The organism is Prosthecobacter fluviatilis (assembly GCF_042655725.1).
GTDB classification, from domain to species: domain Bacteria; phylum Verrucomicrobiota; class Verrucomicrobiia; order Verrucomicrobiales; family Verrucomicrobiaceae; genus Prosthecobacter; species Prosthecobacter fluviatilis.
Genome location: NZ_JBHSMQ010000001.1, coordinates 416,276 through 434,447, shown reverse-complemented (window position 1 = coordinate 434,447; position 18,172 = coordinate 416,276). Strand labels below are relative to the sequence as shown.

14 protein-coding genes are annotated in these 18,172 nt (G+C 61.4%); 6 read left to right on the top strand and 8 right to left on the bottom strand.

Annotated elements, in window-relative coordinates; translation table 11 throughout:
- Positions 1 to 3: 3 nt before the first annotated feature.
- From ACFQDI_RS01610 to ACFQDI_RS01590, 5 genes are all read left to right on the top strand, one after another.
- Positions 4 to 597 carry a 1,2-dihydroxy-3-keto-5-methylthiopentene dioxygenase gene (locus ACFQDI_RS01610; protein ID WP_377162708.1) on the top strand — a complete coding sequence of 198 codons (594 nt, stop codon included), beginning with the start codon at positions 4 to 6 and terminating at the stop codon, positions 595 to 597.
- On the top strand, positions 594 to 1,280 hold the full coding sequence (gene mtnC, locus ACFQDI_RS01605) for an acireductone synthase (RefSeq protein WP_377162706.1): 687 nt from the start codon (positions 594 to 596) through the stop codon (positions 1,278 to 1,280). Before ACFQDI_RS01610 ends, mtnC begins: the two co-directional genes overlap by 4 nt.
- The gene (mtnA, locus tag ACFQDI_RS01600; protein WP_377162704.1) at positions 1,277 to 2,398 is read left to right on the top strand and encodes an S-methyl-5-thioribose-1-phosphate isomerase; all 1,122 of its coding nucleotides are present in this window, start codon (positions 1,277 to 1,279) and stop codon (positions 2,396 to 2,398) included. Before mtnC ends, mtnA begins: the two co-directional genes overlap by 4 nt.
- A 62-nt stretch (positions 2,399 to 2,460) precedes the next feature.
- Entirely contained in the window at positions 2,461 to 4,860 is a 2,400-nt protein-coding gene (locus ACFQDI_RS01595) for a vWA domain-containing protein (protein WP_377162702.1), read from the top strand.
- A 74-nt stretch (positions 4,861 to 4,934) separates the two neighbouring features.
- Positions 4,935 to 5,285: a hypothetical protein gene (locus ACFQDI_RS01590; protein ID WP_377162700.1), complete on the top strand. Its 351-nt coding sequence runs from the start codon at positions 4,935 to 4,937 to the stop codon at positions 5,283 to 5,285.
- A gap of 112 nt (positions 5,286 to 5,397) precedes the next feature.
- On the opposite strand, the gene ACFQDI_RS01585 is transcribed toward ACFQDI_RS01590, so the two are convergent.
- From ACFQDI_RS01585 to rpsO, 3 genes are all read right to left on the bottom strand, one after another.
- Complete coding sequence (locus tag ACFQDI_RS01585; RefSeq protein ID WP_377162698.1) at positions 5,398 to 6,831, bottom strand: Gfo/Idh/MocA family protein; 1,434 nt, start codon at positions 6,829 to 6,831, stop codon at positions 5,398 to 5,400.
- 147 nt (positions 6,832 to 6,978) lie between these two features.
- Positions 6,979 to 9,135 carry a polyribonucleotide nucleotidyltransferase gene (locus tag ACFQDI_RS01580; RefSeq protein ID WP_377162696.1) on the bottom strand — a complete coding sequence of 719 codons (2,157 nt, stop codon included), beginning with the start codon at positions 9,133 to 9,135 and terminating at the stop codon, positions 6,979 to 6,981.
- Positions 9,136 to 9,317: 182 nt separating this feature from the next.
- A complete protein-coding gene (rpsO, locus tag ACFQDI_RS01575) occupies positions 9,318 to 9,578 on the bottom strand; it encodes a 30S ribosomal protein S15 (RefSeq protein WP_377162694.1) in 261 nt (86 codons plus the stop codon).
- Between the two features lie 281 nt (positions 9,579 to 9,859).
- On the opposite strand from rpsO, the gene leuB reads away from it, so the two are divergent.
- Positions 9,860 to 10,966, top strand: a complete 1,107-nt coding sequence (gene leuB, locus ACFQDI_RS01570; RefSeq protein WP_377162692.1) for a 3-isopropylmalate dehydrogenase — start codon at positions 9,860 to 9,862, stop codon at positions 10,964 to 10,966.
- Positions 10,967 to 11,062: 96 nt separating this feature from the next.
- On the opposite strand, the gene ACFQDI_RS01565 is transcribed toward leuB, so the two are convergent.
- From ACFQDI_RS01565 to ACFQDI_RS01545, 5 genes are read right to left on the bottom strand one after another with little or no spacing between them, the layout of a single operon-like run.
- Entirely contained in the window at positions 11,063 to 12,019 is a 957-nt protein-coding gene (locus tag ACFQDI_RS01565; RefSeq protein WP_377162690.1) for a D-2-hydroxyacid dehydrogenase, read from the bottom strand.
- A gap of 40 nt (positions 12,020 to 12,059) precedes the next feature.
- On the bottom strand, positions 12,060 to 14,567 hold the full coding sequence (locus ACFQDI_RS01560; protein WP_377162688.1) for a VWA domain-containing protein: 2,508 nt from the start codon (positions 14,565 to 14,567) through the stop codon (positions 12,060 to 12,062).
- The gene (locus tag ACFQDI_RS01555; protein ID WP_377162687.1) at positions 14,564 to 16,273 is read right to left on the bottom strand and encodes a BatA and WFA domain-containing protein; all 1,710 of its coding nucleotides are present in this window, start codon (positions 16,271 to 16,273) and stop codon (positions 14,564 to 14,566) included. Before ACFQDI_RS01555 ends, ACFQDI_RS01560 begins: the two co-directional genes overlap by 4 nt.
- The gene (locus ACFQDI_RS01550; protein ID WP_377162685.1) at positions 16,270 to 17,136 is read right to left on the bottom strand and encodes a DUF58 domain-containing protein; all 867 of its coding nucleotides are present in this window, start codon (positions 17,134 to 17,136) and stop codon (positions 16,270 to 16,272) included. The genes ACFQDI_RS01555 and ACFQDI_RS01550 overlap by 4 nt, the downstream gene beginning before the upstream one ends.
- Positions 17,133 to 18,113, bottom strand: coding sequence for an AAA family ATPase (locus tag ACFQDI_RS01545; RefSeq protein WP_377162683.1), 981 nt, complete (start codon positions 18,111 to 18,113; stop codon positions 17,133 to 17,135). The genes ACFQDI_RS01550 and ACFQDI_RS01545 overlap by 4 nt, the downstream gene beginning before the upstream one ends.
- Positions 18,114 to 18,172 lie beyond the last annotated feature (59 nt).

Sequence of the window (18,172 nt, the reverse complement as noted above, 5' to 3'; positions counted from 1 at the left end):
GCCATGGCCTACATCCGCATCCCGTCGAGCACACGCGTCATCGCCGACGTGCCGAACATCTGCAGCTTTCTCCAGCCCCATGGCATTCATTACGACCGATGGCAGGTGGCGGGAAGGACCGGCCGGGATGCCTCCGAGGAGGAAATATTGGAGGCCTACGCCCCTGAGGTGGAGGCGCTGAAGGAGAGGGGCGGCTACATCACCGCTGATGTGGTGAACGTGACGCCTGATGTGCCGAACCTGCAGGAAATGCTGAACCGATTCAACCAGGAGCACCGCCATGCGGAGGATGAGGTGCGCTTCATCCTCAAGGGACGCGGCATCTTTTACATCCATCCGGAAAACGGAGATCCGGTCTTTTCCATCGAGGTCGAGGAAGGAGATCTGATCAATGTGCCCGCCGGGATGAAGCACTGGTTTGACCTGTGCGCGGACCGCACGATCCGGGCGATCCGGCTTTTCCGGGAAAAGGCCGGCTGGACACCGCTGTACACGGGCGATGCCATCGCGAGCGGCTATCAGCCGCTGTGCTTTGGGCCGAACTACCTCGTGAGCAAAGGCATCCGGATCGAGCAAGGAGCCTCCATCGCGGCATGATCCGATTTGGAGGCAACCTTGTCCTGCTGGACATCGAAGGCACTGTCTCGCCGCTGGCCTTTGTGCATGATGTGATGTTTCCGTATGCGCGGAAGCATGCAGGGGCCCACATCGAGAGGCATTGGGGGGCGGAGGTGATCTCGCAGCTGGCCCGAGATGCAGGCACTGAGGCATTTGCGACTGCGACGGAAGCCGAGGCGGCTGTGCACGAGCTGATGGACGCGGACGCAAAAGTGACGGGGCTGAAGCAGCTGCAGGGCATGATCTGGGAGGAGGGCTTTCGACAAGGGGAGCTGCGCAGCCGGATCTTTGAAGACGTGCCGGCTGCACTGGCGCGCTGGCGCCGCGAGGGGCTGGGCATACGCATCTACTCCTCCGGCAGTGTGCACGCGCAGAGGCTTTTCTTTGCACACACGGAGCACGGAGATCTGACGACGCACCTCTCAGGCTACCATGACACCACGACGGGCCCCAAACGCGAAGCGGCCAGCTACGCGGCGATCGCGGCGGACTGCGGGCTGAGGCCAGAGCAGATTCTCTTCGTCAGTGATCTCGCGGAGGAATTGAACGCGGCACGAAATGCGGGCATGGTCACGGCGCTGGCGGTCCGGCCTGGAAACAAACCGACACCGCCGCATGAGCACCCCAGCATCCACCATTTTTCTGAAATTGCCCTCGCATGAACATTCACGGAAAGCCGCACCGATCCATCGAAGCCGAGCACGCCACGCGCACCGCGAGGATCATTGACCAGACTTTGCTGCCGCACCTGGTGGAGTGGCGCGAGCTGCAGACGATGGAAGATGCTGCGGAGGCCATCCGGGTGATGCGGGTGCGGGGAGCGCCGCTGATCGGGGCGACGGCTGCGTTTGGCCTGTATTTTGCGCTGCGTGATGATGCCACTGACGGGGCGCTGCAAAAGGCGTATGATGTGCTGCATGCCACGCGGCCGACAGCGATCAACCTGCGCTGGGCGCTGGACCGTGTGAAGCGTGCGGTGGCTGGACGGAATGTGGGAGAAAGAGCCGAGGCCGCCTGGCAGGAAGCGCTAGCGATCTGCGAAGCGGATGTGGTGACGAATCATGCGATCGGCAGGCACGGGCTGGAACTGTTCCGGGCCATCCATGAAAAGAAGGGGGATGCGGCTGCGACGCTCAATGTGATGACGCACTGCAACGCCGGCTGGCTGGCGACGGTGGACTGGGGCACGGCCATCTCTCCGATCTACCAGGCGCATGATGCGGGGATGAAGGTACATGTGTGGGTGAGCGAGACGCGGCCGCGCGGCCAGGGGGCGTCGCTGACGGCGTTTGAGCTCAAGGAGCATGGCGTGCCGCACACACTGATCGTGGACAACAATGCGGGGCACCTGCTGCAGCGCGGGCTGGTGGATGTGGTGATCGTGGGCACGGACCGGGTGACGGCGCATGGGGATGTGGCGAACAAGATCGGGACTTATCTGAAGGCGCTGGCGGCGAGGGCGCATGGGGTGCCCTTTTATGTGGCAACGCCGGTCAGCACGATAGACTGGACGATCACGGACGGGATCCGTGACATCCCGATCGAGCAGCGCAGTGCGCGTGAGGTGACGCACATGCCCGGAGTGAATGCCGCCGGGGGGCGGGAGGAGGTGCTGATCACCCCCGAGGGCACGCAGGCGCGCAATGACGGCTTTGATGTGACGCCGGGGGAACTCGTCACTGCGCTGGTGACCGAGCATGGGGTGTTTCCGGCCACGGCCAGGGCCTTGCAAGAACTGCAAGCCGCGCTGCAAGCAAGCTCCGCACCAGATATCTTTTAATATTTTTCAGCGGTATTGGGTGCCTGTCTTGTCTGTGTGTGGCGTCACTTTCAACAAGACCCATGAAACGCTTCATCACTGCAACCCTGACAGGATGCGCGCTGCTAGCCGGAGCACCGCAATTACGAGCCCAACAACCTGCCGCGCCGGCGCGTGCGATCATCGTCTTTGACGCCTCGGGCAGCATGTATGGGCAGGTGCCCGGAGGGGTGAAGATCGACATCGCCAAGAAAGTGGTGAGTGACATTGTGGGCTCCGTTGATCCGAAAATGGAACTGGGGCTGATGGCCTACGGACACCGCAAGAAGGGCGACTGCGAGGACATCGAGCTGCTGGTGCCACCGCAGCCGGGCAGCGCGGGAGCGATCCTGAAGGCGGTGGCTGCACTGGAGCCGAAAGGCAAGACGCCACTGACGGCGGCGGTGATCCAGGCGGCGAAGTATTTGAAATTTGAAGAGTCGCGGGCGTCTGTAATTCTCGTGAGCGATGGGGTGGAAACCTGCGACAAAGACCCCTGCCTGGCGGCGGAGGATCTGGAGCGACTGGGGATCGATTTCACGTGCCATGTGATCGGCTTCGACCTCAAGCCAGGGGAGTCTTCCGGTCTGGAGTGTCTGGCGAAGAAGACGGGGGGCATGTACCTCGGAGCGAAAGACGCGGCGACGCTGAAAACCTCCCTCGAAGCGGCGATGAAGCAGGTGGCAAAGCCGATGCCGACGCTAGTGGTCGAAGCCAGGAAGTCTTCCGGGGGGGCGATACTCGAAGGCGTGAGCTTCCAGGTCTTTGCGGAGGGCGGTGGGGAAAGTGCGATCGCCACAGGCAGCGGGGGGCACTGGAGCACGGAGCTGCCGAAGGCGGGCAAGTACACGCTGAGCGCCAAGTTTAACGGCAAGTCGATGGAGATGGATGTGGTGCTGAAGGAAGGTGAGACGGTGACGAAAGAGGTCGTGTTTGCCGAGACGGGGCTCAAAGCCGAGGCCTATGACAAGGAGGGCGGAACCGCCTTTGAAAGGGAGGTGAGCTGGGACCTGCTGGGGCCAGCGGACAACGAGGGCAACCGAGCGAAGGTGTCCTTCAGCTATGAGGCAAAACCGTTTCTGCAGGTGGCACCGGGCACGTACCTGCTGATGGCCACGAGAGGCAATGCGAGCGCGAGCATGGAGGTCACGGTGAAGGAGGGAACGCCGCAACTGGTGAAGCTGATCCTGGGCAGCGGGAATCTGAAGCTGAGCGCGGTCAGCGCCGAAGGCCAGCCGCCGATTGCCAAGGATGTGGCGTGGGATTTTTTCTCGCCGCCTGATGCGGAGGGCCAACGCAAGAAACTGGGCTACAGCTATGAGGCGCAGCCGAAGATGACGCTGCCTTCAGGCCCCTGCCTCGTCGTGGCCACGTATGGCAGCGCCAAGGGGCAGAGAGAGGTGGAGGTGAAAGCGGGAGAGACGCAGGACATCGTGATTCTGCTGGGAAGCGGCAAGCTGAAGCTGGCGGTGGTCATGGAGGAGGGGGGAACGCCTGTGGCAAAGGATGTGGCCTGGGACATCCTGGGTGAGGCAGACGCCGAGGGCCACCGCCCCAAGGTGGCGTACAGCTATGAGGCGCAACCCACGATTTCAGTGCCAGCGGGGAAGTACCTGGTCGAAGTGGCGTATGGCAATGCGAAGGGCAAGGCCATGGTGGAGGTCAAAGCTGGAGCGACTACGGAGCAAGTCGTCTCACTGGGAGCTGGCAAGCTCAAGCTCACGGCGCGCGCTTCGGAGGGAGGGGAACCACTTTCCAAAGACCTCTTCTGGGAAGTGCTGGGGGCTGCGGATGCGGAGGGCAACCGCCCCACTGCGGGCTACAGCTATGATGGGCAGCCGACTTTCAGCCTGCCTGCGGGGAAGTACCTGCTACAGATCACCTGGGGGGCAGCCAAGACGAAGCAAGAGATCGAAGTCGCGGCGGGCAAGCTCACGGAAGTACCCGTCGTGATCAACTCCGGGAGCCTGATGGCCACAGCCCTGATGACGGAGGGGGCGGATCCGGCCCCGGACGGGATGACCTGGAACGTGCTGGGTGAGGCGAATGCCGAGGGAGAGCGCCCAACGGCTGCTTACAGCTATGATGCGCAGCCGAAATTTCACCTGAAGGCCGGGAAGTACACCCTGGTGGTGACAAGGGGTGCGGCAACCGCCAAGGCGGACATCGAGATCCAAGCGGGCAAAACCATGACACAGGCTCTGAATCTGAACGCAGGAAGCCTGAAGCTGAGCTCTGCCACTACCGGCACCTGGGAGGTGTTTGGAGGCACGGACGCCGAGGGCAACCGCAAAAAGATCACCTACTCCTACGATGCGAACACGAAGCTGTTCATCCCAGCGGGCAAGGTGCTGGTGGTGCGGAGCGAAGGCGACAAAAAGGCCGAGCAGGAAGTGGAGATCAAAGCCAACACGCTCAGCGAACTGAAGCTCGATGCTAAGTAGTCACCTTATCCCATTCTGATCCTCAATACAGGTTGTAAAAGACCTGACATCACAGACGCTCAAAAACCAAACCTATGAAACTGACCCCACTGATTATGATCGGGCTGCTCGCGAGCGGCATCACCTCATGCAACAAGACTCCAGAAGCCTCCAAAGCTGCGGAAGACACCAAGAAGGCGTCTGAAGCGGTCAAAGAGGCCGTCAAATCCAACGCCGACGCTGCAGCCAAGGAACTGGAAGCCGCCAAAGAAGCTGCGGAGAAAAAGGCTGCTGAAATGAAGGCTGCCGCTGAAAAGGAAGCCGCCGCCCTCAAGGAAGCCGCAGAGAAGAAAGCTGCTGAAGCAGCGAAAGCCGTGGAAGAAGCCGCCAAAAAGGCCAAGGAAGCACTGACCCCAGCACCAGCGGCACCCGCAGTGCCGAAATGACATTCACTTTGCTGTGACAAACGCGAGAGCGTCAGGAGGGTCTCTCCTGACGCTCTTTTGCTGATGTGAAGGAGTGCGGCACCCGGCTGCGGGTTGTTTTCAAAGAACCGGCCTATACTGACTGGGGCACTTCAAAGCCCGAGCGATACTCACGCGTGAGCAGTGCCAAGGCCTCGGGGGTGGCGGTGTCGCCAATGAAGGTTTCTTTGGCGGAGTCGATCTCGAGCATGGGGCCCATCTTGATGTCGAGCTTGGAGGCATCGAGCTCATTTTTGATGAGGTGCTGGTGGAAATCGGCGATGACGTCGTTCCAGGGCTGGAAGTCTTTCACGGCGGCCTCGGCCTGTTCGCGATTGTACTTTTGGCCGAGGCGGAAGGAGTTGTTGGCAAGATGGCACCAGGCGCTGGAGAAGTGGATCTTTTCGACCTCGCCTTTCAGGTCCTCGGATTTGCGGCTGCGGATGGCGTCGATGAAATTGGCGGCGTGGGTTTTGCCGCCATCGCCTTTGAAGATGTGGAGTTTTTTGCCTTCGGAATCAAAGGCGGTGCCGCCGCCGCGGCTGCCGGTGTAGTAGCCGCCTTCGCACTCGATGATGAGGAAGGCGCCGGTGCGGCGACGCAGATAGACGTCGGGGGCTTTGATGCCTTTTTGGCGTGGGAGGTTGTGAAAGTCGATGATGACCGGGATGCTGCCGGTATCCATGTAGGCAAAGTGGGTGTTGGGTGTTTCGCCAGCATCGTCCCAGGCGAAGCGGCCGCCGCCAGCGATGACGCGCTTGGGCAGGGCGACTTTGTCGCGGAAGACGACGTTGCGAAGGTCATCGAGGATGTGGGGGCCCCAGTTGCCCATTTCGCCGTTGCCGGTGTTCCAGTCCCAGTGCCAGTCGTAGTGGAATTTTTCGCGGTAGATGGGCTCGTCTTTGGCAGGGCCAAGCCAGAGGTCGTAGTCCACGGTGGCGGGAGGTGTGAGGGGCTCGGTGCGTTTGCCGATGGAGGCGCGCATGCTGTAGTGATTGCAACGGACGTATTTGATTTTGCCCATGCTGCCGGCGTCGAGGAAGGCTTTGATTTCGTCCTGGAGGGGATCGCTGCGCTGCTGGGTGCCGCCCTGGACGATGCGGTTGTACTTGCGGGCAGCTTCGACGAGCTTGCGGCCTTCCCAGATGTTGTGAGAGACTGGCTTTTCCACGTAAACGTCCTTGCCGGACTGCATGGCCCAGATGGAGGCCAGCACGTGCCAGTGATTGCCGGTGGAGACGACGACGGCGTCGATGCTCTTGTCTTCCATGACCTTGCGGAGGTCCTGGGTGGTCTTGGCGTTGGGGAAAACCTTTTTGGCTTTGTCCAAGGCGGCGGTATCGGGATCGCAGAGGTAGGCGATTTCTACGCCGGGGACTTTGGCCATGCGGCCCGCGTTGCCGAGGCCCTGACCGCCCAGGCCGATGGAGGCGATGCGGATGGTCTCATTGGCACCGAGCACGCGGCTGGCGGACAAAGCGCTAAAGGCGAGGGCGGACTGGGTGATGAAGGAGCGACGTGAGGTCATGCGAGGTTGGTTGATGTGATCGATTTTTGTCAGAACGAAGGGCTGACTGCAACTCCTTCGAGAAATACCAATTCTAGACGGACACAAAAAAAGAGGCCGCTTTGCAGCGGCCTCTTCGTGGGGGGGAATGTTGAAGACAGATGAGGCTTAGCCCACGTCAGCAGCAGGAGCGGCGCCTTCGGCTTCAGCCTTGGCGGCGGCGTCCTTTTCCTTCATGGCGGCCTTGCGGCTCATCTTGATACGGCCCTTGTCGTCGATGCCAATGCACTTGGCGGAGACGATGTCGCCGGTCTTGACGACGTCTTCGGTCTTGTTGACGCGGAAGTCGGCGAGTTCGCTGATGTGGATGAGGCCGTCCTTCTTGCCGCCGAGGTTCATGAAGGCACCGAAGTTTGTGGTGCTGACGACGCGACCTGTGTAGATCTTGCCGACTTCGATTTCCTGGGAGGTGCCGCTGATCATTTCGACCGCGCGCTCGATGCCTTCCTTGCGGCTGGCATAGACGTAAACGGTGCCGTCGTCTTCGATGCTGATCTCAGCGCCGGACTCGGCCTGGATGGCCTTGATGTTCTTGCCGCCAGGGCCGATGAGCTCACCGATCTTGTCGGGGTTGATCTTGATGATCTCGATGCGCGGGGCGTATGGGCTGAGAGGCTTCACTTCAGCGATGGCCTGGGCCATGGCTGCGAGAACCTGGGTGCGGCCTTCCTTGGCCTTGACGATGGCTTCCTCAAGGATGCTGAGAGGGATGCCGGGGAGCTTGAGGTCAAGCTGGTAGCCGGTGACGCCTTCGGAGGTACCGCAAAGCTTGAAGTCCATGTCGCCGAAGTGGTCTTCGCTACCGATGATGTCGAGCATCGTGAGGTAGCGCTTCATGTTGTCGCCTTCGAACTCGGTGACGAGGCCGACGCTGATACCGCCGACGGGGCGCTTGAGAGGCACGCCTGCATCGAGGAGGGCCATGACGCCGGAGCAGACGGAGGCCATGGAGGTGGAGCCGTTGGACTCCATGACTTCGCTGCTGACGCGGATGGCGTAGGGGAAGGTTTCCTTGGCTGGGATCACGGGCTCGATGGAGCGCTCTGCGAGGGCGCCGTGGCCGATTTCGCGACGGTTCTGACCACCGAAGCGGCCGGTCTCACCGACGGAGAACGGAGGGAAGTTGTAATGAAGGATGAAGCGCTTGGAGTCCGGGCCACCTGCATAGGTGTCCATTTCCTGGGCTTCGTCAGCAGGAGCGAGGGTGGCGATGGAGAGAGCCATCGTTTCGCCACGGGTGAAGCTGGCGGAGCCGTGGGTGCGGGGAAGCACGGAGGCTTCGCCGGAAAGCGGGCGGAGCTGGTCGATGCCGCGGCCGTCGCAACGGTTCTTCTTGTCGAGGATGGAGATGCGGAAGGCTTTCTTCTGGAGGTAGTCGAAGGCCTGGCTGATTTCGAAGCCGGTGGCTTCGGGGAACTTGGCCTTGATGGCGGCCTCGACTTCGTCCTTGAGCGCGCCGACGGCCTTGCCGCGGGCGACTTTGGAGGGGGTGTAGAGAGCGCTTTCGATGCGGTCGCCAGCGACGGCGTAGGCGATTTCGAGGAGCTCGTCCTTCACCAGCATGAGGGGAACTTCGCGCTTGGTCTTGCCAGCAAGGCGGGTGAGTTCTTCCTGAGCGGCGACGATCTTGGTGACTTCAGCCTGGGCGAAGTGGAGGGCTTTGACGAACTCGGCCTCGGGCAGTTCGTTGGCGGCACCTTCGATCATGATGACGTCGGTCTTGTTGCCGACGTAAACGAGGTCGAGGTCGCTGTCGAGGCGCTGGCTCTGGGTAGGATTGATGACGAAGTCGCCATTGATGCGGCCGATACGGACGGCACCGACGGGGCCTGCGAAGGGGATGTCCGACACGCAAAGAGCGGCGGAGGCACCGTTCATGGCGCAGATGTCCGGATCGTTTTCGCCGTCAGCGCTGAGGAGGATGGCGACGACCTGGGTGTCGTAGTAGTAGCCTTTCGGGAAGAGCGGACGCAGAGGGCGGTCCGTCATACGGCAGGTGAGGATTTCCTTTTCCGTGGGGCGGCCTTCGCGCTTGAAATAGCCACCAGGGAAGCGGCCTGCTGCGGAGGCTTTTTCCTTGTACTCAACGGAGAGGGGGAAGAAGTCCTGGCCGTCCTTCACTTTCGTGGCGGAGACAGCGGTGACGAGGACGATGGTGTCGCCGAGGCGCACGGTGACGGCACCGTCAGCGAGCTTGGCAAACTTTCCGGTTTCGATTTCGAGGGTTCCAGCACCGAGCTGGATTTTTTGTGTATGGATGGCCATAATTTGGCTTGTGTTGTTTGTTTGGTTTGGGTGAAAGGCAGGAGCCGGGCTTCAGCCCGGCAGCGATGCACGAGCGTGCATCATGCAGCATGAAAACGTCGGCATTTGCCGACATGCGTGTAGATAGCCTGAAAACAGAAAAAGGGGCGATGCACGTGGCATCACCCCTTGGGAAGTTCTGTTTAGCGGCGGAGACCGAGGCTCTTGAGGAGCTTCTGGTAGCGCTCGTTAGCGGTCAGCTTGAGGTAGTCAAGCAGCTTGCGACGACGTGCGACCATCTGGAGAAGGCCACGACGTGTGGAATGATCTTTCTCATGCGCAGCGAGGTGCTGCGTAAGAGCGTTGATTCGCTTCGTCAGGAGAGCCACCTGGACGTCGGCGCTGCCGGTGTCTTTTTCGTGGATCTTGAAGGAGGTGGAATCGATGGTGGTTGCTTCGCTCATGGTTCGTTTGAATGGCCGGACAACTTGTCAGGCGGTGTGAAATTCTGGGATGTGGGGCCGAGAAGGAATCATAGATGCTCTTTTTGGCAAGAGAGAATTTGGGGGAAGTTTGATGGGGAGTTTACTGTTGTTTACAGTGGTTGACGGTTGTTGACAGTGGTTTTGCGGGACCAGAAGACTGGAGACGGAGGGCTGTCTGCTGATTTGAAATTTCATAATTTGGGGCGGGGACTTGCCAGGGGGGGGATTTGGATGCAGTTAAGCCCCCCTTCCCTACCTATATGTCACGTACGTACAAACTCGCAGTCCTCCCCGGAGATGGCATCGGCCCTGAAGTCATGGCCGAGGCGCTTAAAGTCCTTGATGCCGTCGCCGCCCGTTCCGGTCTTTCCTTTGAATACAACCACCAGCTTGTGGGTGGTGCGGCGATCGATGCGGTGGGCAAGGCCCTGCCAGCGGAAACGGTGGCCGCCTGTGAGGCGAGTGATGCCATCCTGTTTGGATCCGTAGGAGGCCCGAAGTGGGAGAAACTGCCCCCGAATGAGCAGCCTGAGCGAGGCGCACTGCTGCCGCTGCGCAAGCATTTTGGCCTGTTTGCCAATCTGCGCCCGGGGATCTGCTACCCTGCCCTGACGTCATCCTCGCCGATCCGTCCGGACCTGGTGGAAGGCGGATTTGATGTGCTGTGCGTCCGTGAGCTGACGGGCGGCATGTATTTCGGCCAGCCGAAGAGCCGCACGACGCTGCCAGATGGCGACATCGAGGTGATCGACACGATGGTCTATAAGAAGAGCGAGATCGTGCGCATCGCCCATGTGGCATTCAAGGCCGCCCAACTGCGCCGCAAGCATGTGACGAGCGTGGACAAGGCGAATGTGCTGACGAATTCCGTGCTGTGGCGTGAGACAATGGTGGAAGTGGCGAAGGAGTACCCCGACGTGACACTGGCGCACCTGTATGTGGACAATGCGGCGATGCAGCTGATCAAGGCACCGCGCAGCTTTGACGTGCTGGTGACGGAAAACCTTTTTGGCGACATCCTAAGCGACGAGATGGCGATGATCGCGGGCTCGCTGGGGATGCTGGCGAGCGCAAGCCTTGGCAAGCCGAAGGGCGACGGGCTGTATTTCGGCCTGTTCGAGCCTTCCGGTGGCACCGCCCCGGACATCGCGGGCATGGGGATCGCGAATCCGATCGCGCAGATTCTGTCTGTGGCGCTGCTGCTGCGCTTCTCGCTGGGCCTGGAAAAAGAAGCGGCAAGCATCGAGTCGGCGGTGAAGAAGGTCATCGACGACGGCCTGCGCACTGGTGACATCTTCAGCGGTGCTCCTGGCACGAAGAAGGTGAACACGAAGGAGATCGGCGAGGCGGTTATCGCGGCGCTGTAAATCCGAGCCATCTAAACACAAAAACGCACCGGCGACTGATCGTTGCCGGTGCGTTTTTGTTTTCGAAGAACAGATTGTTTCTAGAACGACGAAACCTCAACCGTTCACGACGTTCACGGGCTTGCCTGCGAGGAAGGCCTGCAGATTTGCGGCGGTTATGTCGATGAGGCGGGCGCGGGATTCGCGGCTGGCCCAGGCGACATGGGGGGTGATGAGGCAGTTTTTGGCGGTGAGGAGCGGGTTGTCTGCCTTGGCGGGTTCGACGGAGAGGACGTCGAGTCCGGCACCTGCGATGCGGCCTTCGTTGAGGGCTTGGGCGAGGGCGGGCTCATCGACGAGGGGGCCGCGACCGGTGTTGATGATCATGGCGGTGGATTTCATGAGGCCGAGAGTGCGCGTGCCGACGAGATGCTTGGTGGCGTCTGTCAGCGGGCAGTGGAGGCTGATGACGTCTGACTGACGGAAGATGTCGTCGATCTCGGCGGCGGTGACTCCGGCGGGAGGGGGCTCTTTCCAGGTGCGCTTAGAAGCGAGGACCTTCATGCCGAAAGCGACGGCGATGCGCGCGACTGCGCTGCCGATTTCTCCGTAGCCGATGATGCCGAGGGTGCGGCCGGAAAGCTCGATGATGGGGTGATCCCAGTAGGCGAAATCGGGGCACCTGACCCAGCCACCGTCAGCAACACTCTGCGCGGCGTGACCGACGTGATTGGTCATTTCAAGCATGAGCGCGATGACGTGCTGAGCGACAGCGGGAGTACTGTAGCCGGGGACATTGCTGACGACGATGCCGTGCTCTTTGGCTGCGACGACGTCGACGATATTGAAGCCGGTGGCGGTGACACCGATGTATTTCAACGCGGGCAACGCGGCGATGATTTCGCGGGTGAGAGGGGCTTTGTTGGTGATGACGATCTCGGCACCGGCGCAGCGGGCGACGGTTTGATCCAGCGGCGTGCGTGCGTGAACCTCGCAAGGGGCGATGGCTTCGAGAGGCTGCCAGGAGAGGTCGCCAGGATTTGCGGTGTGGGCGTCGAGGAGAACGATTTTCATGGGTACGTGATCCTATGCCGACGATTTGACGGCGCTCCACTCAAATCCGCCGGAGGAGGATGCCGCCGAGGAGCATGCCCAAAGCACTCCAGGCGAACCAGTGGCCGACGGGCTGGAGTTGTTTGGCGGGCGAGAGACCTGCAGTGAGGGTGGCAGTGTCGTATTTGGCGAGGGAGGCGAGGCTGTCCGGGGTTTTGCCATTGAGGCGGTACTCGGCAGGATAGGGAGCGTGGTAGTGTTTGACTTCGAGCTTGTCGTGGTCGCGATCATGCATGCGAAGGCTGAGATGCTTGCGAGTGCCGACGGGGACGCGGGCCTCGTAGCGGCCGAGGCCGGTCTCGCGGATGGCGACGTCCTGTGTGTTGCCGTTTTCATCGAGTGACTGAGCATTCCAATGGATGCCGGAGACGGGAGCGCCATCGTCGCCACGGCGGTCGATCTTCATGATCCATGCGCCGTCGCGGATTTCGCCGCGTGAGTCCATGCCTTCGACATCTGCCTTGCGCAGAGCGCCACGCAGGACCTGGGCCCAAAAGCGGCCGCAGCCGTCCCAGGCGAGCCATTCGCCGCCCCAGACTTCGGTGAGATCTCCGGTGTAGGCGAGACCGATGCCAAGGCCGAAGCGGCCGACGGCGAGGAGGGGATCCCCATTCTCCGCGCCGAGGAGCACCTGGGCTGCGGGTTTGGCCTCTGTCATGACGTAGCCGAGAACGACGGGGAGACCTTCGGCCTCGTAGCCGGCGAGCATGGGATGCTCGGTGATGCCGAGGTGGGTGAAGACGCCCTCCTGCACAGCGCTCTTGGAGGCCTGGGTGGTTTCCTTGGTGAAGATCTGCGGAAGGGTGGCGGGGTCGTTGCTTTCATAATAGCGCCCCTTCCCTGCCTCCGCGATCTGGGCGAGCAGCTCGCGTGCCGCGCCCTCCCCGAGGCCGACGGTGGAGACGGTGACGCCGCTGTCGACAAGCTGCTGGACGAGGCCCAGGTGGTCGGCCTCCTGGGTCTGGCCGTCTGTGAGACAGATCATGTGCTTCACTTTGGCAGTGGTGCGCTCGAGCATGTCCTTCGCAGCGACCATGCCGGTGTACATGAAGGTGCCTCCGCCTTCGGCAATGGAGTCGATGGCCGCCTGGATGGTGCCCTGCTGCGAGGCGGGGGTCATTTCGCAGATAATCTGGGCATCGCCATCAAAGGCGACTACGGCGATCTGATCCTGCGGGCCGAGGAGTTCCGCAGCGCTCTTGGCAGCCTGACGTGCCATTTGCAACGGAAGGCCGGACATGGAGCCGCTTTTGTCGATGACGAGAGCCATGGCGAGGGAGGGCTTTTCCTTTTCTTTTTCGAAGCGGGAGACGAGCGGGAGGACTTCTTCGACGGGGGATTTGTAGTAACCGCCGAGGCCGAAGCTGTTTTCGCTGCCAGTCATGAAGAGTCCACCGCCGAAGTCGGAGACGTAGCTGCGAAGAAGGCTCATCTGGCGCGGGGTCATGTCTGTGGCAGACATGTTGGCGAGGACGATGGCGTCGAAGGCGAGCATGTCTTCCATGCCTTCTGGGAGGCCACGTTTGCCACGGAGATCGACGTCGAAGTCCTGCTCTTTGAGTGAGCGGATGAAGGGGCGCATTTTTTTCTCGTCCTGATGGATGACGAGGATGCGGGGCTTGCCACGGACGGTGATGGTGGTGGTGGCCTGATTGTTGATGGGGAAATGATCGAGCTCTGGTATGATCTCGGCGCTCCAGACGCTGGGGCCGGGAGTGGTCATCTCGGTGTCGAACCAGACTTTCGCATCCTCGCCGGGCTTGAGGGCGACGGTTTTTTCCTGAACGGCGACGCCTTTGCTGAGGAGACGCACGCGGGCATTCATGGGCTGATTGGCGATGACACGGGCGGTGAGGCGCAGGACTTCGCCGTGGAAGGCGAAGGGGGAGGCGCTTTCCAGGCTGACGAGAGCGGCCTCGGGGTCGCTCAAGGTTTTGAGGGGAGCGAACCGCACATCGACGCCTTCGTGCCGGAGTTGTTCGAGGGATGAGTCCACGCCGGACTCCGTGTCGATGCCGTCGCTGAAAACGATGAGGCGTTTGGCTTTGCCGGCCGGGAAGGCGAGGCGGGAGGCCAGCAAGGAATCGCCGAGGCGAGTGTGGGAGCGGAAGGCATCATCGGCGACGCCTTTGGTCCAGTCGTCGAGCATCTTGACGAATTCGGGGAGCTTCTTTTCGCGCAGGCCATTGGCCACGGCAAAGAGCGAGTGAGTGTCCTGGGGGCGCAGCGCTTTGACTCCGGCTTCGACTTGTTTCAGAGCGTCTTTGGCGGATTCGAGATCGACGGATTGGGAGACGTCCAGCAGGAAGACCACGTGGGCTTCGTCGGTTTCCTCGCCGGCATAAGGCTGGCACAGAGCAAGAGCGAGGAAGATGACGCCGAGGACGCGGAGGGCGAAAGAGGTGATCTTGAGGCCTGTGGGGCGGTCAACGAGGGAACGCCAGTAGCCATAGCCTGCGCTGAGGAGCAAGAGGAGCCAGAGAAGAGGTGTGAAGGAGGTAAAGCTCATCCCACCTTCCTCCTGTGGTAAAGGATGGATTCGCCGGCGAGGATGCCAATGGCGAGTACGAAGAGCCAGTAGCTGGGGGCTTCGCCGCTGGCGATGGGTTTGACGTTTTCTTTGAGCGTGTCGTTTTTAAGCAGGCTTTCCTCTGGAGAGACGAGTGAGGTGGCGAAGGTCCAGGAGTCGGCTTCGTGGAAACCCGTGGTGAGCATGGGGCCGAAGGGGGTGGCATCTGCATGGCCGGGGACGCGGGCGGTGGAACCGGTGGGCAGCGTGGCGGGTGGCATGTCCTCACGATTGGTGAGATGTGCGGCGGCGTTGTGGATGAGGACGGGGAACCAGGCGCTGAGGTAGAACTGTGCAGCGAGCGGATCGAGATTCACGACGCAGACGGTCTGTGCGCCCTGGCGCATGAGGTAGATGAGCGGTGGGCCAGATTCATCGGCGACGAGGACGACGGCCCCGGTGGGTGCGGTGATCTGACGGGCGCCGGCGAAGGTCATCGTCTCGGCATCGAGGTAGCGCAGGAGCGGGTGGTCTTTGGCGAGGACTTTTGGTACTGGCGCGGAGATTTCAGAGCCAACGCTGGACCAGACGGAGGATTCGCCGGAGGGCTGGAAGACGACTGTGCTGATGCCGGCGGGGACCCTGCCTTTGCTGAGCATGAGCTGGGCGGTCTTGGCATCTTCCGCGAGGGAGAGCATCTGATCGCTGCGCTCAAAGGCGCTGACAGCATTTTGGAAAAAGAAGGGATCGTCAGCCAAAACACCGACGGGCACGGGCTGGCGTGGGGGGACGTAGAGGAAGGCGGTGTTGTCGCTTTCGAGGGCATCCTCCAAACCGAGCGTGGCTTTCCAGGAACCGGAGGGAGCATCCTCCATGATGAGGGTGACTGCGGCGTTTTCTCCGGGGCTCAAGGTCACGGGGATGATCTTCACGAGCCTGTTTGAGTCGACATGAGTGAGAGTGATGTCGGTTTTGACGGGTTCGGTGAAGGAGGAGACTGGGAGGATGAAGAGGCCGAGGCGGGCGGGACCGCCGGGGACACTGCGGAGGTCAGCGCGAGCGATGCCGATGTTTTTGGCGGAGTCGGTGATGCGGAGCACTTCAACACCGGGCAAGCGATCGGGCGCATCGAGGCAGCCGTCGGTGATGAGGAGGACGCGGGTATCCTTCATCCATTCGTCGCCGGGTTGCAGGGCCCGCAGGGCTTCGACGCGTGAAGGAAGTTCGGTGGGCAGAATGGAGTCCACGGCCTCCAGCAGGGCTTTGCGATGGCGCGTGGGATGCTCGAGCATGCGCGTGACTTCCGCAAAGGAGGCGACGGCGGCGCGCTGGGTGCCGTTCATGCCGGCGATGAGATCGCGGGCGCGCTTTTTGGCTTTATCGAGGCGTGTGGTGGCGCCGTCTTTGGCGGACATGGAGGCGGAGTGATCCACGACGATGAGGAGGTCTTTGCGTTCATCTCCGGCAAAATCGGGCTCGGCCAAGGCGAAGGCGATGGCGGCAAAGGCGAGGGCCATGAGCAGGAGGGAGAAGACATCGCGCAGGCGTTTGAAGAGAGCGGAGGCTTTTTTCTCGGTGAAAATCTTCTGCCACAAGAAGAATGCAGTGACCGGCTTTTTGCGCGGACGCACCTTGAGGAAATAGATGGCCGCCAGCGGTGCAAGGGCTACCAAAGTCCAGAGGAATGCTGGAGCGAGGAGGGTCATGTGACGAGACCTCCGCGACGCAGCAGGTCTGTGATGACGGCTTCAAAGGAGACGTCGGTGTTGGTGGAGAGAAAGCCGAGACCGCGTTTGGCACAGGTTTGTTTCAGACCGAGATTCCATTCGGCCATGGCCTCTTCATAGAGTTTGGCCTCGCGAGGGGAGATGGTGACGCGCTCGCTGCGTCCTGTTTCGAGGCATTCGAGGGTGACGTCCCCTTTCCACTCACAGCGGAGGTCATTGTCATCAAGTGTTTGGAGGCAGAAGACGTCATGCTTGTGCCACTGGAGGCGGCTGAGGCCCTCCTCATAGCCGCCGGGCAGGAGGAAGTCTGAGATGACGCAGACGAGGCCTTTGCGGCGATGGCGTGCCTCGAACTCGCGTGCGCAGGCGTTGAGGTCGGTGTTGCCGCCAAAGGTTTTGGCAGCCTCGAGCGAGCGCAGCAAGGGGATGACCTGATTGCGGCCGCGGCTGGGTTCGAAGAGCGGCTGCAGGCGGTCTGCGAGGCCGTAAACGGCGAGGCGGTCGAGGGTGTTGAGCGCGATGTAGCCCAGTGCGGCGGCAAGCTGCTTGGCGTAAGCGTGCTTGGAGGCCATGGAGGGGCTGCAGTCAACGAGGAGGTAGATGGTGGCGTCTTCCTCCAGTTCGAAGAGCTTGATGAGCAGGGACTCGAACTTGGCGTAGATGCGCCAGTCGATGCTGCGGTAGTCGTCTCCAAGCGAGTACTGCGCGTAGTCGGCAAAGGTGATGCCGGCACCTTTTTTGGTGCTGCGCCGGTCTGACTGCAACGAACCACCCAGGATCTTGCGTGCGAGCAAGTAGAGGGATTCGAGGCGGCGGATGAAGGCTGGATCTGTCAGCGTCATGCCTTCACCTTTTCGATCACATCGGCGATGACCTCGTCTGTCTTCACGCCTTCGGCTTCGCCTTCGAAGGAAAGCAGGATGCGATGGCGGAGAGCGGGGGTGGCGGCTTTGGCGATGTCTTCACGGGCGACGTGGTAGCGGCCGTCGAGGAGAGCACGCACGCGAGCGGCGGCAAGGATGGTCTGCGCACCGCGCGGCGAAGAGCCGTGGCGCACGTATTTTTTCACACGGTCGGTGGCGTTGACATCGGTGGGATGGGTGGCGCGGACGATCTTGACGAGGTAGTCCTGCACGCTGGCCTCCAGCGGGACTTCGCGGACGACCTGCCCCATTTGCAGGATGTCTTCGCCGGTGGCGACGGCGTTGATTTCGGGAGAGGCCTTGCCGCCGGTGCGATTGAGGATCTCGATGAAGTCGCCGTGGCTGGGGACGGGGACGTAGAGCTTGAAGAAGAAGCGGTCGAGCTGGGCTTCGGGCAGCGGGTAAGTGCCGTCCTGCTCGATGGGGTTCTGGGTGGCGAGCACGAAGAAGGGGGAGCCTAGACTGTGCGAGGTGCCTGCGACGGTGACGCGCTTTTCCTGCATGGTTTCGAGGAGTGCGGACTGGGTCTTGGGGGTGGCGCGGTTGATTTCGTCTGCAAGCAGCACATTGCAAAAGACGGGCCCCTGCTGGAACTCGAAGACTTTCTGACCACCGCGCTCGACGAGAATCTGAGTGCCAACAATGTCTGCGGGAAGGAGGTCGGGCGTGAACTGGATGCGCTGGAATTTGAGATGAAGGGCCTTGGCGAGCGTGTTTACCAACGCGGTTTTGCCAAGGCCGGGGACGCCTTCGAGGAGGACGTGACCGCCGCAGACCACAGCACTGAGCACCTGCTCGATGATGTCCTGCTGACCGACGATGAATTTAGAGATTTCGGCGCGGAGTTTTTCGAATGTTTCCTTGAAGTGTGCGACGGAAGCAGGGGTGTCAGGCATGAGATTGGGGTGTGCTGGTAGGGTGATGAGCCGATGACAAGAGGGACGGAAGTGCAGCG

Bases quoted from the DNA above. Each gene is read 5' to 3' on its own strand.
- ACFQDI_RS01610 (WP_377162708.1), top strand. From the start codon at position 4: ATGGCCTACATCCGCATCCCGTCGAGCACACGCGTCATCGCCGACGTG.
- mtnC (WP_377162706.1), top strand. From the start codon at position 594: ATGATCCGATTTGGAGGCAACCTTGTCCTGCTGGACATCGAAGGCACT.
- mtnA (WP_377162704.1), top strand. From the start codon at position 1,277: ATGAACATTCACGGAAAGCCGCACCGATCCATCGAAGCCGAGCACGCC.
- ACFQDI_RS01595 (WP_377162702.1), top strand. From the start codon at position 2,461: ATGAAACGCTTCATCACTGCAACCCTGACAGGATGCGCGCTGCTAGCC.
- ACFQDI_RS01590 (WP_377162700.1), top strand. From the start codon at position 4,935: ATGAAACTGACCCCACTGATTATGATCGGGCTGCTCGCGAGCGGCATC.
- ACFQDI_RS01585 (WP_377162698.1), bottom strand. From the start codon at position 6,831: ATGACCTCACGTCGCTCCTTCATCACCCAGTCCGCCCTCGCCTTTAGC.
- ACFQDI_RS01580 (WP_377162696.1), bottom strand. From the start codon at position 9,135: ATGGCCATCCATACACAAAAAATCCAGCTCGGTGCTGGAACCCTCGAA.
- rpsO (WP_377162694.1), bottom strand. From the start codon at position 9,578: ATGAGCGAAGCAACCACCATCGATTCCACCTCCTTCAAGATCCACGAA.
- leuB (WP_377162692.1), top strand. From the start codon at position 9,860: ATGTCACGTACGTACAAACTCGCAGTCCTCCCCGGAGATGGCATCGGC.
- ACFQDI_RS01565 (WP_377162690.1), bottom strand. From the start codon at position 12,019: ATGAAAATCGTTCTCCTCGACGCCCACACCGCAAATCCTGGCGACCTC.
- ACFQDI_RS01560 (WP_377162688.1), bottom strand. From the start codon at position 14,567: ATGAGCTTTACCTCCTTCACACCTCTTCTCTGGCTCCTCTTGCTCCTC.
- ACFQDI_RS01555 (WP_377162687.1), bottom strand. From the start codon at position 16,273: ATGACCCTCCTCGCTCCAGCATTCCTCTGGACTTTGGTAGCCCTTGCA.
- ACFQDI_RS01550 (WP_377162685.1), bottom strand. From the start codon at position 17,136: ATGACGCTGACAGATCCAGCCTTCATCCGCCGCCTCGAATCCCTCTAC.
- ACFQDI_RS01545 (WP_377162683.1), bottom strand. From the start codon at position 18,113: ATGCCTGACACCCCTGCTTCCGTCGCACACTTCAAGGAAACATTCGAA.